Origin of the sequence: Rhodococcus sp. NPDC058639 (assembly GCF_042717545.1) — a bacterium.
Lineage (GTDB): Bacteria > Actinomycetota > Actinomycetes > Mycobacteriales > Mycobacteriaceae > Rhodococcus.
This window is the reverse complement of sequence record NZ_JBHXRF010000003.1, coordinates 66,518-82,628: the sequence shown is the minus strand read 5'-3', so window position 1 is coordinate 82,628 and position 16,111 is coordinate 66,518. Positions and strand designations below refer to the sequence as shown.

The 16,111-nt window shown below is 67.1% G+C and carries 16 protein-coding genes and 1 riboswitch; of the genes, 7 read left to right on the top strand and 9 right to left on the bottom strand.

Annotated elements, in window-relative coordinates; genetic code table 11:
• Positions 1-31: 31 nt before the first annotated feature.
• Positions 32-523: a MarR family winged helix-turn-helix transcriptional regulator gene (locus ACFWU2_RS06270; RefSeq protein WP_378602613.1), complete on the top strand. Its 492-nt coding sequence runs from the start codon at positions 32-34 to the stop codon at positions 521-523.
• Positions 516-2,306, top strand: a complete 1,791-nt coding sequence (locus ACFWU2_RS06265; protein ID WP_378602610.1) for an AMP-dependent synthetase/ligase — start codon at positions 516-518, stop codon at positions 2,304-2,306. Before ACFWU2_RS06270 ends, ACFWU2_RS06265 begins: the two co-directional genes overlap by 8 nt.
• 46 nt (positions 2,307-2,352) lie before the next feature.
• Here the strand turns inward: ACFWU2_RS06265 and malQ are convergent, their stop codons facing one another.
• Together malQ and ACFWU2_RS06255 are read right to left on the bottom strand one after the other, a co-directional pair.
• Positions 2,353-4,479 (bottom strand): 4-alpha-glucanotransferase, encoded by a 2,127-nt coding sequence (gene malQ, locus ACFWU2_RS06260; RefSeq protein ID WP_378602606.1) that lies wholly within the window; start codon positions 4,477-4,479, stop codon positions 2,353-2,355.
• 63 nt (positions 4,480-4,542) lie between these two features.
• Positions 4,543-5,931, bottom strand: a complete 1,389-nt coding sequence (locus ACFWU2_RS06255; RefSeq protein ID WP_378602603.1) for a hypothetical protein — start codon at positions 5,929-5,931, stop codon at positions 4,543-4,545.
• A 301-nt stretch (positions 5,932-6,232) separates the two neighbouring features.
• Between ACFWU2_RS06255 and ACFWU2_RS06250 the strand changes: the two genes are divergently transcribed.
• Together ACFWU2_RS06250 and ACFWU2_RS06245 are read left to right on the top strand one after the other, a co-directional pair.
• Entirely contained in the window at positions 6,233-6,586 is a 354-nt protein-coding gene (locus ACFWU2_RS06250) for an ArsR/SmtB family transcription factor (RefSeq protein ID WP_378602600.1), read from the top strand.
• Between the two features lie 41 nt (positions 6,587-6,627).
• Positions 6,628-7,071: an SRPBCC domain-containing protein gene (locus ACFWU2_RS06245; RefSeq protein ID WP_378602597.1), complete on the top strand. Its 444-nt coding sequence runs from the start codon at positions 6,628-6,630 to the stop codon at positions 7,069-7,071.
• A gap of 63 nt (positions 7,072-7,134) precedes the next feature.
• Here the strand turns inward: ACFWU2_RS06245 and ACFWU2_RS06240 are convergent, their stop codons facing one another.
• Positions 7,135-8,124 carry an alpha/beta hydrolase gene (locus ACFWU2_RS06240; protein WP_378602594.1) on the bottom strand — a complete coding sequence of 330 codons (990 nt, stop codon included), beginning with the start codon at positions 8,122-8,124 and terminating at the stop codon, positions 7,135-7,137.
• Between the two features lie 179 nt (positions 8,125-8,303).
• Here ACFWU2_RS06240 and ACFWU2_RS06235 point away from each other — a divergent pair, with 179 nt between their 5' ends.
• Positions 8,304-9,692: a wax ester/triacylglycerol synthase family O-acyltransferase gene (locus ACFWU2_RS06235; protein WP_378602591.1), complete on the top strand. Its 1,389-nt coding sequence runs from the start codon at positions 8,304-8,306 to the stop codon at positions 9,690-9,692.
• 19 nt (positions 9,693-9,711) lie between these two features.
• Here the strand turns inward: ACFWU2_RS06235 and ACFWU2_RS06230 are convergent, their stop codons facing one another.
• From ACFWU2_RS06230 to ACFWU2_RS06215, 4 genes are all read right to left on the bottom strand, one after another.
• Positions 9,712-10,452, bottom strand: coding sequence for an ABC transporter ATP-binding protein (locus ACFWU2_RS06230; protein ID WP_378602588.1), 741 nt, complete (start codon positions 10,450-10,452; stop codon positions 9,712-9,714).
• Positions 10,449-11,255 carry an ABC transporter permease gene (locus ACFWU2_RS06225; protein WP_378602585.1) on the bottom strand — a complete coding sequence of 269 codons (807 nt, stop codon included), beginning with the start codon at positions 11,253-11,255 and terminating at the stop codon, positions 10,449-10,451. The genes ACFWU2_RS06230 and ACFWU2_RS06225 overlap by 4 nt, the downstream gene beginning before the upstream one ends.
• The gene (locus ACFWU2_RS06220) at positions 11,236-12,201 is read right to left on the bottom strand and encodes an ABC transporter substrate-binding protein (RefSeq protein WP_378603739.1); all 966 of its coding nucleotides are present in this window, start codon (positions 12,199-12,201) and stop codon (positions 11,236-11,238) included. Before ACFWU2_RS06220 ends, ACFWU2_RS06225 begins: the two co-directional genes overlap by 20 nt.
• 44 nt (positions 12,202-12,245) lie before the next feature.
• Complete coding sequence (locus ACFWU2_RS06215; RefSeq protein WP_378602582.1) at positions 12,246-12,959, bottom strand: TenA family protein; 714 nt, start codon at positions 12,957-12,959, stop codon at positions 12,246-12,248.
• Positions 12,952-13,047: riboswitch (TPP riboswitch) on the bottom strand. Its footprint overlaps the gene before it by 8 nt.
• Before the next feature lie 127 nt (positions 13,048-13,174).
• Between ACFWU2_RS06215 and ACFWU2_RS06210 the strand changes: the two genes are divergently transcribed.
• Positions 13,175-13,495 (top strand): non-ribosomal peptide synthetase, encoded by a 321-nt coding sequence (locus ACFWU2_RS06210; RefSeq protein WP_378602580.1) that lies wholly within the window; start codon positions 13,175-13,177, stop codon positions 13,493-13,495.
• Between the two features lie 66 nt (positions 13,496-13,561).
• Positions 13,562-15,127, top strand: coding sequence for a carboxylesterase/lipase family protein (locus tag ACFWU2_RS06205; RefSeq protein WP_378602577.1), 1,566 nt, complete (start codon positions 13,562-13,564; stop codon positions 15,125-15,127).
• Between the two features lie 33 nt (positions 15,128-15,160).
• Here the strand turns inward: ACFWU2_RS06205 and ACFWU2_RS06200 are convergent, their stop codons facing one another.
• Entirely contained in the window at positions 15,161-15,457 is a 297-nt protein-coding gene (locus ACFWU2_RS06200) for a GNAT family N-acetyltransferase (RefSeq protein WP_378602574.1), read from the bottom strand.
• Positions 15,458-15,478: 21 nt separating this feature from the next.
• A complete protein-coding gene (locus ACFWU2_RS06195; protein WP_378602571.1) occupies positions 15,479-16,108 on the bottom strand; it encodes a Type 1 glutamine amidotransferase-like domain-containing protein in 630 nt (209 codons plus the stop codon).
• Positions 16,109-16,111 lie beyond the last annotated feature (3 nt).

The following is a 16,111-nucleotide window of genomic DNA, read 5'->3' as shown; positions in this document are numbered from 1 at the left end:
TCGCAGCACACCCCCCGCCTATAGTTGCCCTGTGCAACACGAGAGGCAGGCCGGGACGCCGGCCGAGACCGAAGTGGCGCAGGTCTACGACGAGTTCGTGCACCTCGTCCGCTTCCTGACAGCCGGAGAGCGCGCACACGACAGCGCGCTCAGTCTGGCGCAGCACTCCCTGCTCGGATTCATAGCCCGCCATCCGGGCTGCCGTGCCACCCAGATCTCGGAGAACTTCGGCGTCAACCGATCCACCGTGTCCCGCCAGGTGCGCAACGCCGTCGAGGCAGGGTGGGTCGAGGCCACGGCAGGCCCGGTCAGGACGGGTAACCCCCTGCGCTTGACCGAACGCGGCCGGGCGATCCTCGACGACACCGTGCTGCGCAGGCACAGCGAGATCCGGGCGGGTCTCGCCGAATGGGAACAGGACGATCTCGACCGGTTCGTGCACCTCTTGCACCGCTTTCGAAGCGGTGTCGAGTGGGGCGCCACCCGGACTCCCGACCAGAACGATGGAGATATCAGTGCGTGAGTACTCGACCCCTGCCCAGTACACCATCGGTGAGGACGAGTCCGTGGTCCACACGGTCTTCGAACACGCGGAGAAGACTCCGCACCGAGTGATGTATTCGCGCCCGGTGGGCGACGAATGGATCGGTGTGACCGCAGGTCAGTTCGGGGAACAGGTCAGCGGCGTCGCCAAGGGCCTGATCGCCAGCGGAGTCCAGCCGGGCGACCGTGTGGCGCTGCTGTCCGCGACCCGTTACGAGTGGTCGTTGTTCGACTACGCGATCTGGGCGGCCGGTGCGGTGTCGGTGCCGATCTACGATTCGTCGTCGACCGAGCAGATCCGTTGGATCCTCGAGGACTCCGAGGCGTGTCTGGCCATCGTCGAGACACCGCGCCACGAGGCACTGTTCGTCGACATGCCCGAGACGCTGCGGCGCGTCGTGCAGATCGAGTCGGACGCTGTCAACACCCTGCTCGCCGAAGGTGCCGACGTCGACGATACGGAGCTGAAAGCGCGTCTGGCGGGTATCCGTTCGGCCGACCTCGCTTCTCTCGTCTACACCTCGGGCACCACCGGCCGGCCCAAGGGCTGCATGCTCACGCACGCCAACTTCCTGTCCGAGGTCCGCGCGATCCTCACCTCGTCCGTGGGCGCGGTCGCCAAGCCCGGAAACCGCGGCCTGACCTTCCTGCCGCTCGCCCATGTGCTGGCACGGGCGGTCTCGCTCGCGTTGTTCGAAGCGGGTGCGGCGCAGGCCCACTGGGCCGATTTCTCGACCGTCTCGGGGCAGTTCACCCGGTACTCGCCGAACATCATCCTCGGCGTTCCGCGGGTCTTCGAGAAGGTGCGCGACGGTGCCGCAGCCAAGGCGGCCGCCGGCGGCAAACTCAAGGGTGCCATCTTCGCGTTCGCCGAGCAGACCGCAATGGAGTACAGCGAGTCGCTCGACCACGGCGGCCCGACGTTCATCCTCAAGGCGAAGCACGCGCTGGCCGACAAGCTGGTCTTCTCGAAGCTGCGCGCAGCGATGGGCAACCAGTGCTGGTACGCCATTTCGGGTGGCGGGGCACTGAGCCCCAAGCTCGGTCACTTCTTCCGTGGCGTCGGCGTCCCGATCTACGAGGGTTACGGACTGACCGAGACCACTGCCGCACACAGCGTCAACGTCCCGGGCGCCCAGAAGATCGGCACCGTCGGCCGGCCGATGGGCGGCAACAGCGCGCGCATCGCCGCCGACGGGGAGATCGAACTCCGCGGCAACGTCGTGTTCAGCGGGTACTGGCGTAACGAGGAGGCCACCGCCGAGGTGTTCGACGACGGCTGGTTCCGTTCCGGAGACCTCGGATCGATCGACGACGAGGGATACGTGTCGATCACGGGACGCAAGAAGGACCTCATCATCACCGCCGGTGGCAAGAACGTCTCGCCCGGGCCTCTCGAGGACCGGATGCGGTCGCACACCATCATTTCGCAGGCGGTCGTGATCGGAGACGGACGGTCGTTCATCACCGCGTTGCTCACCCTCGACCCCGACGTCTTCGAGAACTGGAAGACCGAGAACGGCAAGCAGTCCACCGCGACGATTGCCGATCTCCGCCATGATCCGGCTCTCCGCGACGCCCTGCAGACGATCATCGACGACGCGAACACGATGGTGTCGCATTCGGAGTCGATCAAGAAGTTCGTCGTGCTCGAGCGGGATCTGACCGAGGAATCCGGCGAGCTGACGCCGACGCTGAAGATCAAGCGCAATGTCGTCACCGAGCGGTTCGCCGCCGATATCGAGGCGATGTACCGCAAGTAGATCCTGCCGTTGCAGCCACCCGGTCCGGTGATCGGGTGGCTGCCGGTCAGTCTCGAGTGGTAGCGGGCGGTGAGAGTGCCGCTGCGAGTGCGGCGAAGCGCTCGTTGTCCGCGAGATCTTCGAGCAACACTGCCTTGCCGTGCTCGTCGGCGAGCGGAATCCGCCAGTTCGGGTACTCGTCGACGGTGCCCGGCTGATTCTGGCTGCGTCGTTCCCCCACAGCGTCGGCAAGCGAAAGCCCCAGCAGCACAGAAGGGCTGGTCGCGATCAGTCGATGCAGCGACTGCACGGTGACCGCGTCGTCGGACTCGTCCTCCGACACCGGAAACCCGTGTTCTCTCGCGAGCCTCAGCACCGCATCCCGTGCGACCGCTTCGTCCGCCAGTTCCGTCTCGAGGTCGCGCTCGAGCAGTCCGAGCGCCGACCGCAACGTGATGTGCTCGGCGGCAAGATAACCGGACGTGGGCGGAAGGTCGTGGGTCGTCACGGAGGTCAGGCACAGCGTGCGGTAGGTCTCGGGGGAGCGAGGGGTGTTGCCGTCCTTTTCGAACCACAGGATCGAAGTGCCCGCTATTCCGCGCCGGGCCAGATACTCCTGCACCCACTCTTCGAACACACCGAGATCTTCACCGATCACCACGGCATCGGCACGCTGCGCCTCGAGCGCGAGAATCCCGATCAGGGCCTCGTGGTCGCTCCGTACGTAAGCGCCGTCCGCGGGGGAGAAACCTTCCGGAACCCACCACGTACGGAACAGGCCGAGAATGTGATCGACCCGGACACCTCCCGCGTGACGCAGTGCCGAGCGCACCACATCGCGGTACGGAAGGTAGCCCACCTCCGCGAGCCGGTCCGGTCGCCACGGTGGCTGATTCCAGTTCTGCCCGTTGCGATTGAAGTCGTCCGCGGGAGCGCCGCCCGTGACGCCCGAGGCGAGGACATCACCCAGGGTCCACGCGTCGGCACCGTCCCGGCGCACACCGACCGCCAGGTCGTGGACGATCCCGATGTCGAGCCCTGCGGCGCGAGCACTGTCCTGTGCGTCGGTGAGCTGCTCGTCGCACACCCACTGCAACCAGCGGTAGAAATCGATCCGGCGGGCCAATGTGTCCCGGAGCTCGTCGACGCCCGGGGCGTCGGGCGACGGCGCGTGGGCGCGCCATTGCGACTTCCGGGAACCGAACTTCTCGGCCAGCGCACACCACAGTGCGAAATCGTCGAGCGCCGCTCCGCCCTGGGCGCAGAATGCGTCGAACTGCGCTTGCCGGGCGGGGCCGCGAGGCACCCGGTACACATGCTCGAGCACGTCCAGCTTCGCCCGGTACGTGGTGTCCCGGTCCAGTTGCGCCGCCTTCTTGTTCACCTTCGTGAAGCGGGCTGCGCTCTCGTCCAGCTTGGCGCGGTGCTTGCGCGGCAGATACGCGGTTTCGGGGATGTTCTCGACCCGAACGTAGAGCGGGTCGACGAACCGGCGGGACGACGGGAGATAGGGCGACGGCTCGTGTGGCGGGACCGGTTCGGCGGCGTGCACCGGATTGACCAGGACGAAATCTCCGCCGTGCCCGCCGGTGACGGCCGCGAGGTCGGCGAGATCGGCGAAGTCCCCGATTCCCCACGAGCGGCGTGACCGTACCGAATACAGCTGCGCCGCAAGGCCCCAGCGCTGCTGTTGCAGGATTCGGTCGGCTGTCGCCAGCCGCGCCGGCGTGACGACGAGTGTCGCCGTGCTCTCCACGTCGTTGCTGCGCGCGTGCAGCGTGTGCCAGCCGAGGGGCAGGCGGGGCACCGCGAAGGTGGCCCGGCCGACGAGCCGGCCCCCGACGAGACGCGGGTCCACCCAGACATCGAGTTGCTCGACGTCGACCTCACGGCCGTCCTCATCGACCACCCACACCGACACCGGGTCGCCGTGCGGGACATGGACGGGAAAAGTCCGTTGTTCGTTTTCCGTGACCACCAGGGACGGCGGCAGCATCTGCCGCCACGGCCGGTCGGGTACATCGGCGAGCGAGGCCGAGATCTGCTCTGGAGTGGCGGCAGGAACGTCCAGAGCAGCCAGAATCCGTTGCAGCGTGCGGTCCGAGACGTCGTGCTCGTCGCCGTCCCAGCCGACGTAGGTCGTGGAGATCCCGTGATGGCCGGCCAGTTCTCGTAGATTTTCCGTCGACGTCACGATGTCGAATCATGCCAGCAAGCCGGGCCGGTCGCAGACGCAGACCCGGTAGCTGCGCGACGGTCAGTCGCCGAAACCGTCGAACAGGGTGGGTTCGTCGGGGTTGTCGAACAAGGCGGGCTGGTCGGGCGGGAGCGGCTTCGAGCGGTGCGCGCGCTGCTTCGGCTCGTCGCCTTGTCGCTCGAGGAGTTCGAGTGCGGCGGTGAGCGAGCGGCCGGTCAGCTCCCACTGGTGTGCCTTTGCGTCCGCCTCGGCCACGCCGTCGTCGTTCCCGGACTCAGCGCGCGCGAGTGCCTCACTCGCCCAGCCGACCTGCTGTTCGTTGCTCATGTCGAGGAACGCCTGCAGGTGCTCGGACTCCCAATCGCCGATCGCGGCGACCGTCCTGGTGGGAATTTCGACCTTGCCGTCGAGGTGGAAGTCGCGCAGCGCCAGCAGCGGCAGGGGAAGGTCTTCTTCTCCCGCGGGCGTCCACGGCGGATCCTCGAACGATTCGGGGACACACTCGTGGTCGGGCTCCTGTTCGCGCAACGGCATGCCGCCGACGTGCGACGCGAACGCGTTGTCGACGGTTTCGAGGAACTGCGCGAGCCCGTCGAGTGCCGACACCAGGTGCGCGGGTACGAACGGTGACGCGGGCAGATGGTTCACCACCGCGAGACGATCGTCGACGAGGACGAATTTCTGGTGGGGCCAGCGCCGATTGAGATCGGACACCACTTCTGCGGCCCGGGTACGGCCGGTGATGGAATGGACGATCGGGGCGAACAGATCGACCGTCGCACAACCCGGCCCGACGCCGACGAACACCAGCACTCCGTCGATCTTCAGAATCAGATCGCCGTCCTCGTCCCAGGCGGGACACTCGCCGATGCGGTCGTGCACGGTGGATTCGATCAGCTCGCGGATGTGTTCCTCGCTCACGGGTTCGACGGCAAGCTGAGGAAGCACCGCCGGGCGGCTCTCGGCCCGTGGCCCTGGAGGCTCGAACACCGGTGTGCGTCCCGCGCCGAACGTCTCGGACCGCAGGAACAGCGGATGCGGTACGCCCCAGACCTCGCGCAGCGCACGGACGGACAGTTCGGCGAGCTGATCGGCCCACGCCAGCGGCCGGTCGATCCAGAACGCGGGGGATCCACCGTCTTCCGGGTCGTCGGCGCCACGCGACGGCGCGTGCAGCCCGAGTTCGAGCAGCAATGCCTCGTCCTCCGGGCGCAACCTGCGGTCGTCCGCGAGGTGGGTGTTGGACGGCACCTCGCAACGCACCTGGTCTTCGTCCCATGCGTAGAACTGCACGCACGGTCCGGCGGGCCCGGCCGACTCCTCGGCGAGAGGCTCGAGTACCAGGCCGTCTCCGTCCTGCATGGCGGCGACGTGGTCGGCCAGTTGCGCGCGGAATTCCCGCCACGCCAGATCGACGTCGCGGTCGAACCGGTTGTGCGCCTCGGCCATGATCGGCCCCCTTCCTTGCTCTGGTCCCTTCTCAGGGCTTCGACCCGTGCCAAAAAACACTAGTCGTCCTTACCGACACCACGCTCGGCACACCGCACGGACCGTACCGCTCCTGGCTGGACCGGCGCGGACAGGAGGCGGACAGTTCGATTTGCGCGCAACCGATGGTTGCACTGTGGTGCGGGGAGGGCTAGCGTGATGTGCAACCACCAGTTGCATATGGAGTACGTATGGACAGAAAACCGGTCACCGTCGAACTCGCCCCGTTCGGGACCGAGATGGGCTGGGGGACTGCAACCCCATGAGCGTGTCGGTCGACGACGATCTGTGGTCTGCGATAGGGGATCCGACCCGTCGGCGGTTGCTCGACCTGCTCCTGGTGGAGGGCGAGGGCACCGCAACCGGTCTCAGCGAACACCTCCCCGTGACACGGCAGGCCGTCGCAAAACATCTCGGTGTGCTGGACCGTGTCGGCTTGGTGCATGTCGCGCCCGCCGGGCGGGAGCGGAAGTACCGGGTGGACGAGGCGCAACTTGCTCGCGCGGTCGCGCAGATGTCCTCGGTGGGGTCGGGGTGGGATGCCAGGCTCCGGCGCATCAAGCGCGTCGCCGAGGCTCTCGAGCGCGAGACGGACCGGAACGGTACATCGCGGTGAAGTGACGGAGACGAAACAACACCGGAAAGGAAGTACCCGAAATGGTAGACATCCTGCACAGGGTCGGGATCAAGGCGCCGGTGGCGCAGGTCTATGCGGCCTTGACCACCGCCGAGCGGATTGCCGACTGGTGGACGACCGACACCCGAGGCAACGGTGACGACGTCGGCGGCACGCTGCGATTCCGGTTCGGGGCCGGAGGATTCGACATGAAGGTCCTCGAACTCGATCCGGGCACGCGGGTGCTGTGGGAGGTGATCGACGGACCAGGGGAATGGATCGGCACACACGTGTCCTGGAACCTCGAGCAGGTCGGCGACTACACCATCGTGCTGTTCGGTCACCAGGGCTGGAAGGAACCGGTGGAATTCATGCACCATTGCAGCACCAAGTGGGCACTCTTCTTGATGAGCCTGAAGTCGTTGATCGAAACCGGCACGGGCACTCCGGATCCCCGCGACGTCAAGATCGACAACTGGAACTGACTTTTCTCTTGTCCCGTGAGGCGCCGGTGCCTCGTCACCCTCTTCCGGATCCCGACAGGAACGTCAACCCAGGGCGCGGACGAACCGCCCGACCTCCGAGATTGCGCGAGTCCCCTCGGGGACCACTCCGGCGGCAGCCTGGAACACGTGGACCTGCTTCTCCCAGACCTGCACTTCCGTCGGCACTCCGGCCGCTTCGAGGCGCTCGGCCATCAATCGTGCGTCGGTGTAGACCATCTCTTCCGAGCCGGTCTGGATGAGCGCGGGCGGCATACCCGTGAGGTCGAGGTCCACCGGCGACACCACAGGCTCGTAGCCCTCGCCCCCGCGGCTCTCGGCGCGTCGGACGAGCGTGAGAAGGACGGGGACCGCACGTCGCGGAAACAGAGCGCACCGGTACGAGTTGGGGTGGTCGAGTTTGGGGAACGGGTCGAGGTCGGTGAGCGGTGACAACGCGACGGTGCCGGCCACCCGGCCGAGCCCGAGGCGCAGTGCCTCGTGTGCGACGGCAAAGGTGAGGAATCCACCGGCGGAGTCGCCCGCGACGACGATCCGGTCGATGGGATATCCGCGGGAGAGCAACCACCGGAGACCCGAGATCCCGTCCTCGACCGACCGGCGGATCGGATGGCGGGGCAGCATCCGGTACCCCACCGACAACACCGGGGCCTGCGTTGCCGCCGAGATCCGGGATACGAGATTGCGATGGGTCGCGAGACCGCAGCACAGGAACGCGCCACCGTGGAGGTAGAGAACGGCCTGCTCGTCGCCCGCGTTGCCGGTGTAGAGGAATTCCGCGCGGCACTCGCTCAATTGCACTTGGTGGCGACGGGTGCCCTGGACGGGCCGGACCGGGAACGCAGCCCGGTCGACCAGCGGCGCGGGCCACGGAAGCGACGGCGTGAACGCCCATGCCTCGATGAAGGGCCGGACGGTGCGCCGAACGGACATCGACAGCGCACGGGACTGCAGACTCACCCCGGCGAACTCACGGACGAGCGGTGGCCGGTCGGGGGACGGGACTGCTGCGGCCTTCGGTACTGCACTGCACATCGCCGGCACCTCCTCGTACCGCTGCACCTGTGCGGCGGTACCCGTCGCCGGCGCCCGGGGCTGCGCGTCCGGTTCGGAAACGTGCGAACCCCGGATTTTCCAGAGTACGCCCGACGTACGATGCGGTGTGACGTGTGTTACATGTGGGACTGGCGAAGGGGGTGGAGCACGTGGGGATCATGCCGTTGACCGATTCGATCTTCTTGCTCGCAGAATCGAGAGAGCATCCGATGCACGTGGGGTCGCTCGAAGTATTCACGCCGCCGGAGGGCGCGGGTCCGGACTACGTGTCCGACCTGTATGCGCAGTTCCTCGCGACCGAGGTGGTCGACGAGGCGTTCCGCAAGCGCCCTGGGCATCCCGTGTCCAGCCTCGGTTACCTGTGGTGGTCCGTCGACGAGGAAGTGGATCTCGAGTACCACGTCCGGCACTCGGCGCTCCCCGCGTCGGCACGGTCCACCGACCTGTTCGCCTTGGTGTCCCGGCTTCACGGCACCCTTCTCGACCGCCATCGGCCGCTGTGGGAGATGTACCTCGTGGAGGGGGTCGAAGGTGGACGGTTCGCGGTGTACACGAAACTGCACCATTCGCTGATGGACGGTGTGACGGGCCTTCGGCTGCTGCACCACACGCTCGACCCCGATCCGGATTCGTCCGAGACGCGGGTTCCGTGGAACCTGCCGCGCCACGAGCGCCCCTCCACCGCGGCGACCGGCGAACAGGGCAACGGTCTGCTGTCCGCACCGACCGCCCTCCTCGGGGCGGTGCGCGGACTGGCCGGTGACGCGATCGATGCCGCGGCGGGCGTCTGGCGGGTGGCAAGCACGGTCGTGGGACAGCGCAGCGTCGCGCTACCGTTCGAAGCCCCCCGGTCGATCTTCAACGTTCCGATCGGCGGCGCGCGCCGGTTCGCGTTCCGCTCGTGGCCGCTCGACCGCATCGTCCGGGTGCACGACGCTGCGGATGCGACCGTCAACGACGTCGTGCTGGCCGTGTGTTCGGGTGCCCTCCGCGCGTTCCTGCTCGAACTCGACGCACTGCCCGAGGATCCCCTCGTGGCGATGGTGCCGGTCTCGTTGCGCACTGCCGACAGGATCGATGCCGGCGGGAACTCGGTGGGGGTGACGTTGTGCAACCTCGGAACCGATTCCCCCGACCCGGTCGAGCGGCTTCGGGTGATTCGTGCCTCGATGAGCGAGGGGAAGGCACTGTTCCACGGGCTGACGCCGGTCGAGGCTCTGGTCTGGTCGGCGGCCAATATCGCTCCGCTCGGTCTGGCACCCGTACCCGGCGTCGTGCGGTTCACTCCGCCACCGTTCAACCTCATCATCTCCAATGTCCCCGGTCCGCGAGAACCGTTGTACTGGAAGGGAGCACGGCTGGACGGGGTGTACCCGACCTCCGTGGTGCTCGACGGGCAGGCCTTGAACATCACGGTCACCAACACCGACGGCTCGCTCGACGTCGGGATCGTCGGATGCCGCCGCACTCTTCCGAGTTTGCAGCGGCTCCTCGGGCATATCGAGCAGTCGCTCACCGATCTCGAGGAAGCGTTCGGAGTGGTGTGAGACCCGTTCCGGCCGTGCTTCACCGACCTTCGTGCAGCATCGACACCAGTTCGCGTTCGATGCCGACGAAGGCCGGGTCGGTGAGGGTCTGCAGAGACCGGGGCCGGGGCAGCGGGACCCGGACCTGATGACGGATCGTGGCCGGCCGAGCCGAGAGAACGAGGACGCGGTCCGAGAGCAGGATCGCCTCACGGACATCGTGGGTGATCATCAGCACCGTCCATCGGTCACGCTTCCGGACGTCCTGTAGCCACAACTGCATGTCGGTGCGGGTGAGCGAGTCGAGAGCGCCGAACGGTTCGTCGAGCAGCAGCACATCGCGCCCCTGCAGGACGGTGCGGGCGAGTGCCGCGCGTTGCCGCATCCCGCCCGACAGTTGAGCCGGCCGAGCGTGTTCGAATCCGGAGAGTCCGAAGGCGGGAAGCAACGAGCGGGCCCGCTCGCGGGCCTGGCGTCGAGGCATGCCCTGGACCTCGAGCCCGAGGGTGCAGTTGTCGAGGACGCTGCGCCATGGAAACAGCAGATCCTTCTGCGGCATCAGCGCCGCCCGGCCGGGCGCTGCGCGGGCTCCGCCGATGGTGACGGAGCCGGCGTCGGGCGTGTCGAGTCCGGCGATCACACCGAACAGCGTGGATTTGCCCGACCCGCTGGGCCCGATGACGGAGACGAACTCTCCGGCCGCCACCTCGAAGTCGATGCCGTCGAGGACGGTGTTGCCGCCGAACGACCGGCGTAGACCGGTCACGGACACCGCGTTCACGGCCGGGTCTCCGTCGTCGATGCCCACGGCGCGACGAGTCGCTCCGCGGCGTACGTGAGCAGATACAGGAGAAGAGAGACGGCCGCGGTCACGGCGACCGCCGCGAGCACCAGGTCGGTGCGGAAGGAGTTCTTCTGTGTCGCCATATAGATACCGAGTCCGGAAGTGGCACCGACGTATTCGGCAAAGACTGCGCCGACCACCGCATAGGTGATTCCGATACGCAACGACGTGAAGAAACGGGGCAGCGCCGAGGGCAGTCGCACGTACCTGAACTCCTGCCGGCGACTGGCGCCCATGCTTCGCATCAGCGCACCGGCCTCCCGGTCGGCTGCCGCGAACCCCTCGATCAAACCGATCGTCATCGGGAAGAACGTGGCCAGTGCGATGACCAGAATTTTGGGCAGCAGACCGAATCCGAACCAGATGATCATCAACGGTGCGATCGCGATGATCGGGAGGGTCTGCGACACCACGAACAGGGGTACGAAAGCGCGCCGCAACCAGCCGGAGAAATCCACCGCGATCGCGAGTATCCACGAGACCACCAACGACACGGCGAACCCGGCGAGGGTGACCTGCAGGGTCGCCGCGGCGTGGCCGGCGAGGTCGGCGCGATGCGCCCATCCCTGCGTGAGAACCCGGCTGGGAGGGGGCAGAACCTGTGGCCGGATACCGGTCGTCCGTACGTACCACTCCCACGCTGCGATCACCAGCACGGCGACAGTCGCGGCGGGGAGCAGGGTGTGCAGACGCCCGGGTATGCCGCTCCGCGAAGCCTTTTCAGCGAGCGAGGTGGGCATCGGTGAAGTAGGTCGACCAGTCGGGTTCCTCGGTGAGCGTCGCGCCGTCGGCTCCGGCAAGGAGGCCGGCCTCGAACAGGAACCGGGAGTACCCCGACCATCGTTCGAGATCGAGTGTGCCGACCTGCCCGCTGTCGTCACGCATGTAGTCCGCCGACAACATCTGCTGGCTCTCGAGAACGAGCGATTCGTCGGTGAACATGCCGGGATTGGCGTCGATGAGGTGCTGCGCTCCGCGCTGTGGATCGTCCGCGGCTATCCGGTACCCCCGCTGCAGGGCCTGGATGAACGCCCGGGCATTGTCGGGACGTTCCGCCATCCAGGTCTCGTTGCCGTCGACCACGATCGAGTAGGCGTCGGGGAACCCGTAGTCGCTGTGCGCGAAGTACCGCATCGGCAGTCCGCGGTGTTGTGCCTCGAGGCCTTCCCACGCGACGTAGGACACGGTGAAGTCGGCGGTACCGGAATACACCGCTTCGTACGCCGAGGTGCCCAGCACGACCGAAGTGAATTCGCCTGTGCCACCGTCGTTGCGGATGACCTGACTCAACGTTTCGTCGTCACCGGGATCGCCGAACCCGGCATAGGTGAGACCGTCGAGATCCCGGGGGGACTGCAGGTCGGCCCGGTCCGCCCGCACGCCGATCGCGGTCGCGCGGTGTTGCAGCGGGGCGAGGACGGTGACGGTGTCCGACCCCGCGGCGCGGGAGAACGTCGCCTGCGAGTGCGTCGAGATTCCGAACTCGGCGGCCCCGGCGTCGACCAGCAGATCCGGCGTGGTGTTGCTGTACGGCAGGATTTCGACGTCGAGTCCGGCCTCGTCGAACAGTCCTTCCCGAATGGCCACGTAGAGCCCGGTGTGGTTGGTGTTCGGAGTCCAGTCGAGGGCGAACCGGATGGTGCCGTCCGCGCCGGGATCGTTCGCGCACGCGGGCACGGTGGCCAGCGCGCTGAGAGCGACGAGCAGGGCCCCGATGCGGTGGCCGAGCCTCACGAAGCGGGCCAGGGACGGGTGTCGAGGGCGTCGGCCCAGAACATGAGTTCGTACCGGGTGGCGATCGTGAACGCCTCGACCATCGCCTCGCGGTCGCGGTCCGTGGCGGCTGCGCCTGCGGCGTCGACGAGTTCGCGGGCCGTTGTGGCCGATGCCCGGAACGCCTCGTCGTCGTATGCGGCCACCCACTGCGCGTACGGGTGTGCGGGATTCGCGGAGAGGACGTCCGCCGCGTGAACCGCGAGGTCGCGGGCTACTTCCGCATAGATCCAGAAGCAGGGCAGCACGGCGGCGGCCCCCACCGGATACGGCGCGGTGGCGACGGTCGCGGTCAGATACGACACGTAGCCCAGACACGCCGGGGAGTGTGCGATCGGCCCAGGTGACGGGGGCAGCACGCCACCGGTGAGCAGGGTGTTGTGGAGAACGGATTCCTCGGTGGCCGCGGTGGCGGCACTCGTCGCCCAGAACGCGCCGGTGCCGGCGTCCGGCGACTTGGCGGAGAGCAGCGCGAGGGCCTTCGAGTAACCCGCGAGATACAGCGCATCCTGCTCGATGTAGGTGCGGAACGCATCGAGTGGCAGGGTGCCGTCACCCAGGCGACGCAGGAACTCCAGGTTGTCGATGGCGGCGCGGAGAGGCTGCGTGTGATCGCGGAGAAGGTCGGTGAAACGGCCCGGGGCCGGGGAACTGTGTGCAGGCACGGTCATGCCGAAACATCCCTTCGTCAGAATTACCTGATCAGGTTCGACGGGTGTGATCTCAGCCCCGCAATGCGGAGCACCCCGTGTCGGTCTCCGCGACCATAGCACCAGTGGCCGGCGGTACGAAGCCCCCTGCCCGTGCAGACCCATTCTGCTCAATTCGGACCAAACTCTCTGTATGTTAGGGGGACCGAGAACGACCGTTCGACGAAGGCGGGGATGTGCAGAAGCTCGAAAACAGTTGGCCCGCAATGTCGGAACTTCCCCGAATGCTCGCCGGTGCCGTCCGCTGTGAGCCGGACGGGATCGCGCTGACCCGGGGTTCGGTGGAAGTCACCTACCGTGAACTGCACCGTGAGGTCGAGGCACTGAATGCCGCCATGGGCGTTCTGCTCGGCCCGGCATCGCTGGTCCCGATCGCGCTGGCCACCGTCCTGCCCGAACTGTCCGAGACGCACACCGGAGAACTCCGTCGCGCTCTCGACGAACTCGTCTGCAGGCTCGTCGACCACGAGTCCTGTCCCCAGGCGTCCGCTTCCTGATCTCCCGTTCCGGCCGGTCTCACCGGAGTCGGTCTGCCCGCGTAGCCGTGGTTGGTACGTTGGCGAATGGTCGGGTCATCGGGAGGTCACGTGGACACTGCAACGCTCACCGTCGACTGCAAGTACGGGCAGGTACGCGGATATCGCGACGGCTCGGTGTTCTCGTGGAAAGGCATCCCGTACGCAGCTTCCACCGGGGGCGCCCGGCGTTTTCGCTCGTGCGAGCCACCCACACCGTGGGACGGCGTGCTCGACTGCGACAGATACGGGACCATCGCTCCGCAGAGCCGCCAGAGCCCCATCCGCATCGAGCCGGGGATGACGATGGGGGAGGACTGCTTGTCCCTCAACGTATGGGCGCCGGAACCGGACGGCAGAGCACGGCCCGTAATGGTGTGGATCCACGGCGGCGCGTACGTGCTGGGATATTCGGGACAGAAGATCTACGACGGCCGTCTGCTGTGCGAGACCGGCGACGTGGTGGTGGTCACCCTCAACTACCGGCTCGGGCCCCTGGGATTTCTCGACCTGTCGTCCTTTTCCACGGAGGAGACCACCTTCGAAAGCAACGTCGGACTGCGCGACCAGATCGCAGCGCTCGAATGGGTGCGAGACTGTATCGCAGGATTCGGAGGAGATCCCGACGACGTCACCTTGTTCGGTGAATCCTCCGGAGGCGGTTCCGTCACCACCCTCATGACGGTTCCTCGCGCGGAAGGCCTCTTCCACAAGGCCATTGCGCAATCGCCGCCCGCTACCTCCGTCTACGGGCGCGAACGCGCCGCCATGGTGGCCGAGCGATTCCTCGAGATCCTCGAACTACCCCGATCCCGCGTCGGAGAGTTGCTCACGATGCCTGCCGACACGCTCGTCGAGGCGTCGGAAATCCTCGTCGGCGAAGTGCCGACGAAGGTACCCGGCACATTGGCGATGACGCCCGTCGTAGACCGCGATCTGGTGCCGAAGTATCCGGTCGCCGCGTTCCAGAAGGGTCTGTCGCACCGCATTCCGCTCATCATCGGCTCCAACAAGGACGAACCGTCGATCTTCAGATTCATGAAGTCGCCTCTGATGCCGGTGAACGACACCGCAATCCAGGCAATGTTCAAAGCGCTCGCCGAAGACCGGCCCGACCTCGAACCGGACCGCCTCGCCGATATCATCGCGGCATACCCGGACCTCACGAAAACCAGTGGTGCGCTCGCACTCTCGGGTGACGCGGGCTTCCGGATGCCGGTGGTCTGGGTTGCCGAGGCGCACAGCGTGCACTCTCCGACATGGGTGTATCGCTTCGACCACGCAACTCCGATCCTGCGCGCAGCGCGGATCGGTGCGGGCCATGCCACCGAATTGCCTTATGTGTTCGGTAATTTCGGAACGCTCGGGCGGGACCCCACGTTCTGGTTGGGCGGCAGGAAGGCGGCGTCGGAGGTGGCGGGACGTATCCGGCGGCGGTGGCTGGCGTTCGCACACCACGGTGTGCCGGCGGCGCTGGACGGATCCGCGCACTGGCCGCCCTACGAGCCGGAGCACAGGCTGACGCTGCTGCTCGACGCGCAGGACTCCGTCGTCGCCGACCCGGACGGTGCGTTGCGGCAGGCATGGGGCAGTCAGGTGATGGGCTTCAACTGACCACCGGACCGTCCGGGTGCGGCGCCCGGACGGTCAGTTGCGATATTCGGGGTGCTCCGCGACGAACTTCTCGACGTACGAGCACGACGTCCCGATCTTCAGACCTTCCTTGCGGGTCTCGTCGAGGGCGAACCGCACGATGTCTGCGGCGAGCCCCCGGCCCCGGAAGTTCGGGTCGGTGACGGTGTGGTCGAAGTCGCGCAGGTCGCCACGCTGCGAATAGTCGGCGTACGCGGCGAGGGAGTCGCCCAGGTACAGCGCGAAGCGGGACTGCTCGGGCAGATGCTCGACACGGGTGTCGGTGCTGCCGGACTCGGTGTGCTGTGTCATGTTCTCACCGTACCGCCGGAGTCACCGCGGGTCGGTTTCCACGACGAGCGCGTCGTCGTCCGTCAATGCGACGAAGGGAATTGCGTTGTCGCGCATGTATCGCAGGCTTTTCTCGATGCCGTCGTCGGCCAGTGCGGACGCGCCGGCGTGCGGAACGATGGCGTGATCGATCCATCCCAGACCATCCCAGACGACCTCCGTTCCGCACGTGGTGCGCACCTCCTCCGGATCGTCGGAGAACTCGATCCCCCGCAGCGACGGAGTCACCACACAGGCACCGGCGCTGTAGCCGGCGTACGCCAATTCGTTGCTGCCGACGAGATCGGTGAGCACCGCGTCTGCGCCGCTCCGCGCGAACTGTGCGCGCAACACGAACGTGTTCCCTCCGCGCACCCACACCGACGCGAACTCGCGCAGCCGGGTGCGCAGGGAGTCGGGGTCGTCGAGGTGATCGCGCAGATCGATCTCCTCGGGCACGAATCCCCGGGAGCGAAGCGGTTCCATCTCGCTCGTGACCGAGGAGCGGCGGGCGGCCGGCGGCCACGCGTCGGCCGCGTTGGCGATCACGGCGATGCGGCCCGGAGGGCCGACGACGCGCAGGAACTTCGACGGGTCGGACCCGAGCCGGTACGACGAGAGGAACAGTCGCACGGG

Coding starts and splice junctions, on each gene's coding strand:
- ACFWU2_RS06215 (WP_378602582.1), bottom strand. CDS start 12,959: ATGACCGTGCCTGCACACAGTTCCCCGGCCCCGGGCCGTTTCACCGAC.
- ACFWU2_RS06240 (WP_378602594.1), bottom strand. CDS start 8,124: ATGTGCAGTGCAGTACCGAAGGCCGCAGCAGTCCCGTCCCCCGACCGG.
- ACFWU2_RS06250 (WP_378602600.1), top strand. CDS start 6,233: ATGAGCGTGTCGGTCGACGACGATCTGTGGTCTGCGATAGGGGATCCG.
- ACFWU2_RS06200 (WP_378602574.1), bottom strand. CDS start 15,457: ATGACACAGCACACCGAGTCCGGCAGCACCGACACCCGTGTCGAGCAT.
- ACFWU2_RS06235 (WP_378602591.1), top strand. CDS start 8,304: ATGCCGTTGACCGATTCGATCTTCTTGCTCGCAGAATCGAGAGAGCAT.
- ACFWU2_RS06255 (WP_378602603.1), bottom strand. CDS start 5,931: ATGGCCGAGGCGCACAACCGGTTCGACCGCGACGTCGATCTGGCGTGG.
- ACFWU2_RS06245 (WP_378602597.1), top strand. CDS start 6,628: ATGGTAGACATCCTGCACAGGGTCGGGATCAAGGCGCCGGTGGCGCAG.
- ACFWU2_RS06225 (WP_378602585.1), bottom strand. CDS start 11,255: ATGCCCACCTCGCTCGCTGAAAAGGCTTCGCGGAGCGGCATACCCGGG.
- ACFWU2_RS06205 (WP_378602577.1), top strand. CDS start 13,562: ATGGTCGGGTCATCGGGAGGTCACGTGGACACTGCAACGCTCACCGTC.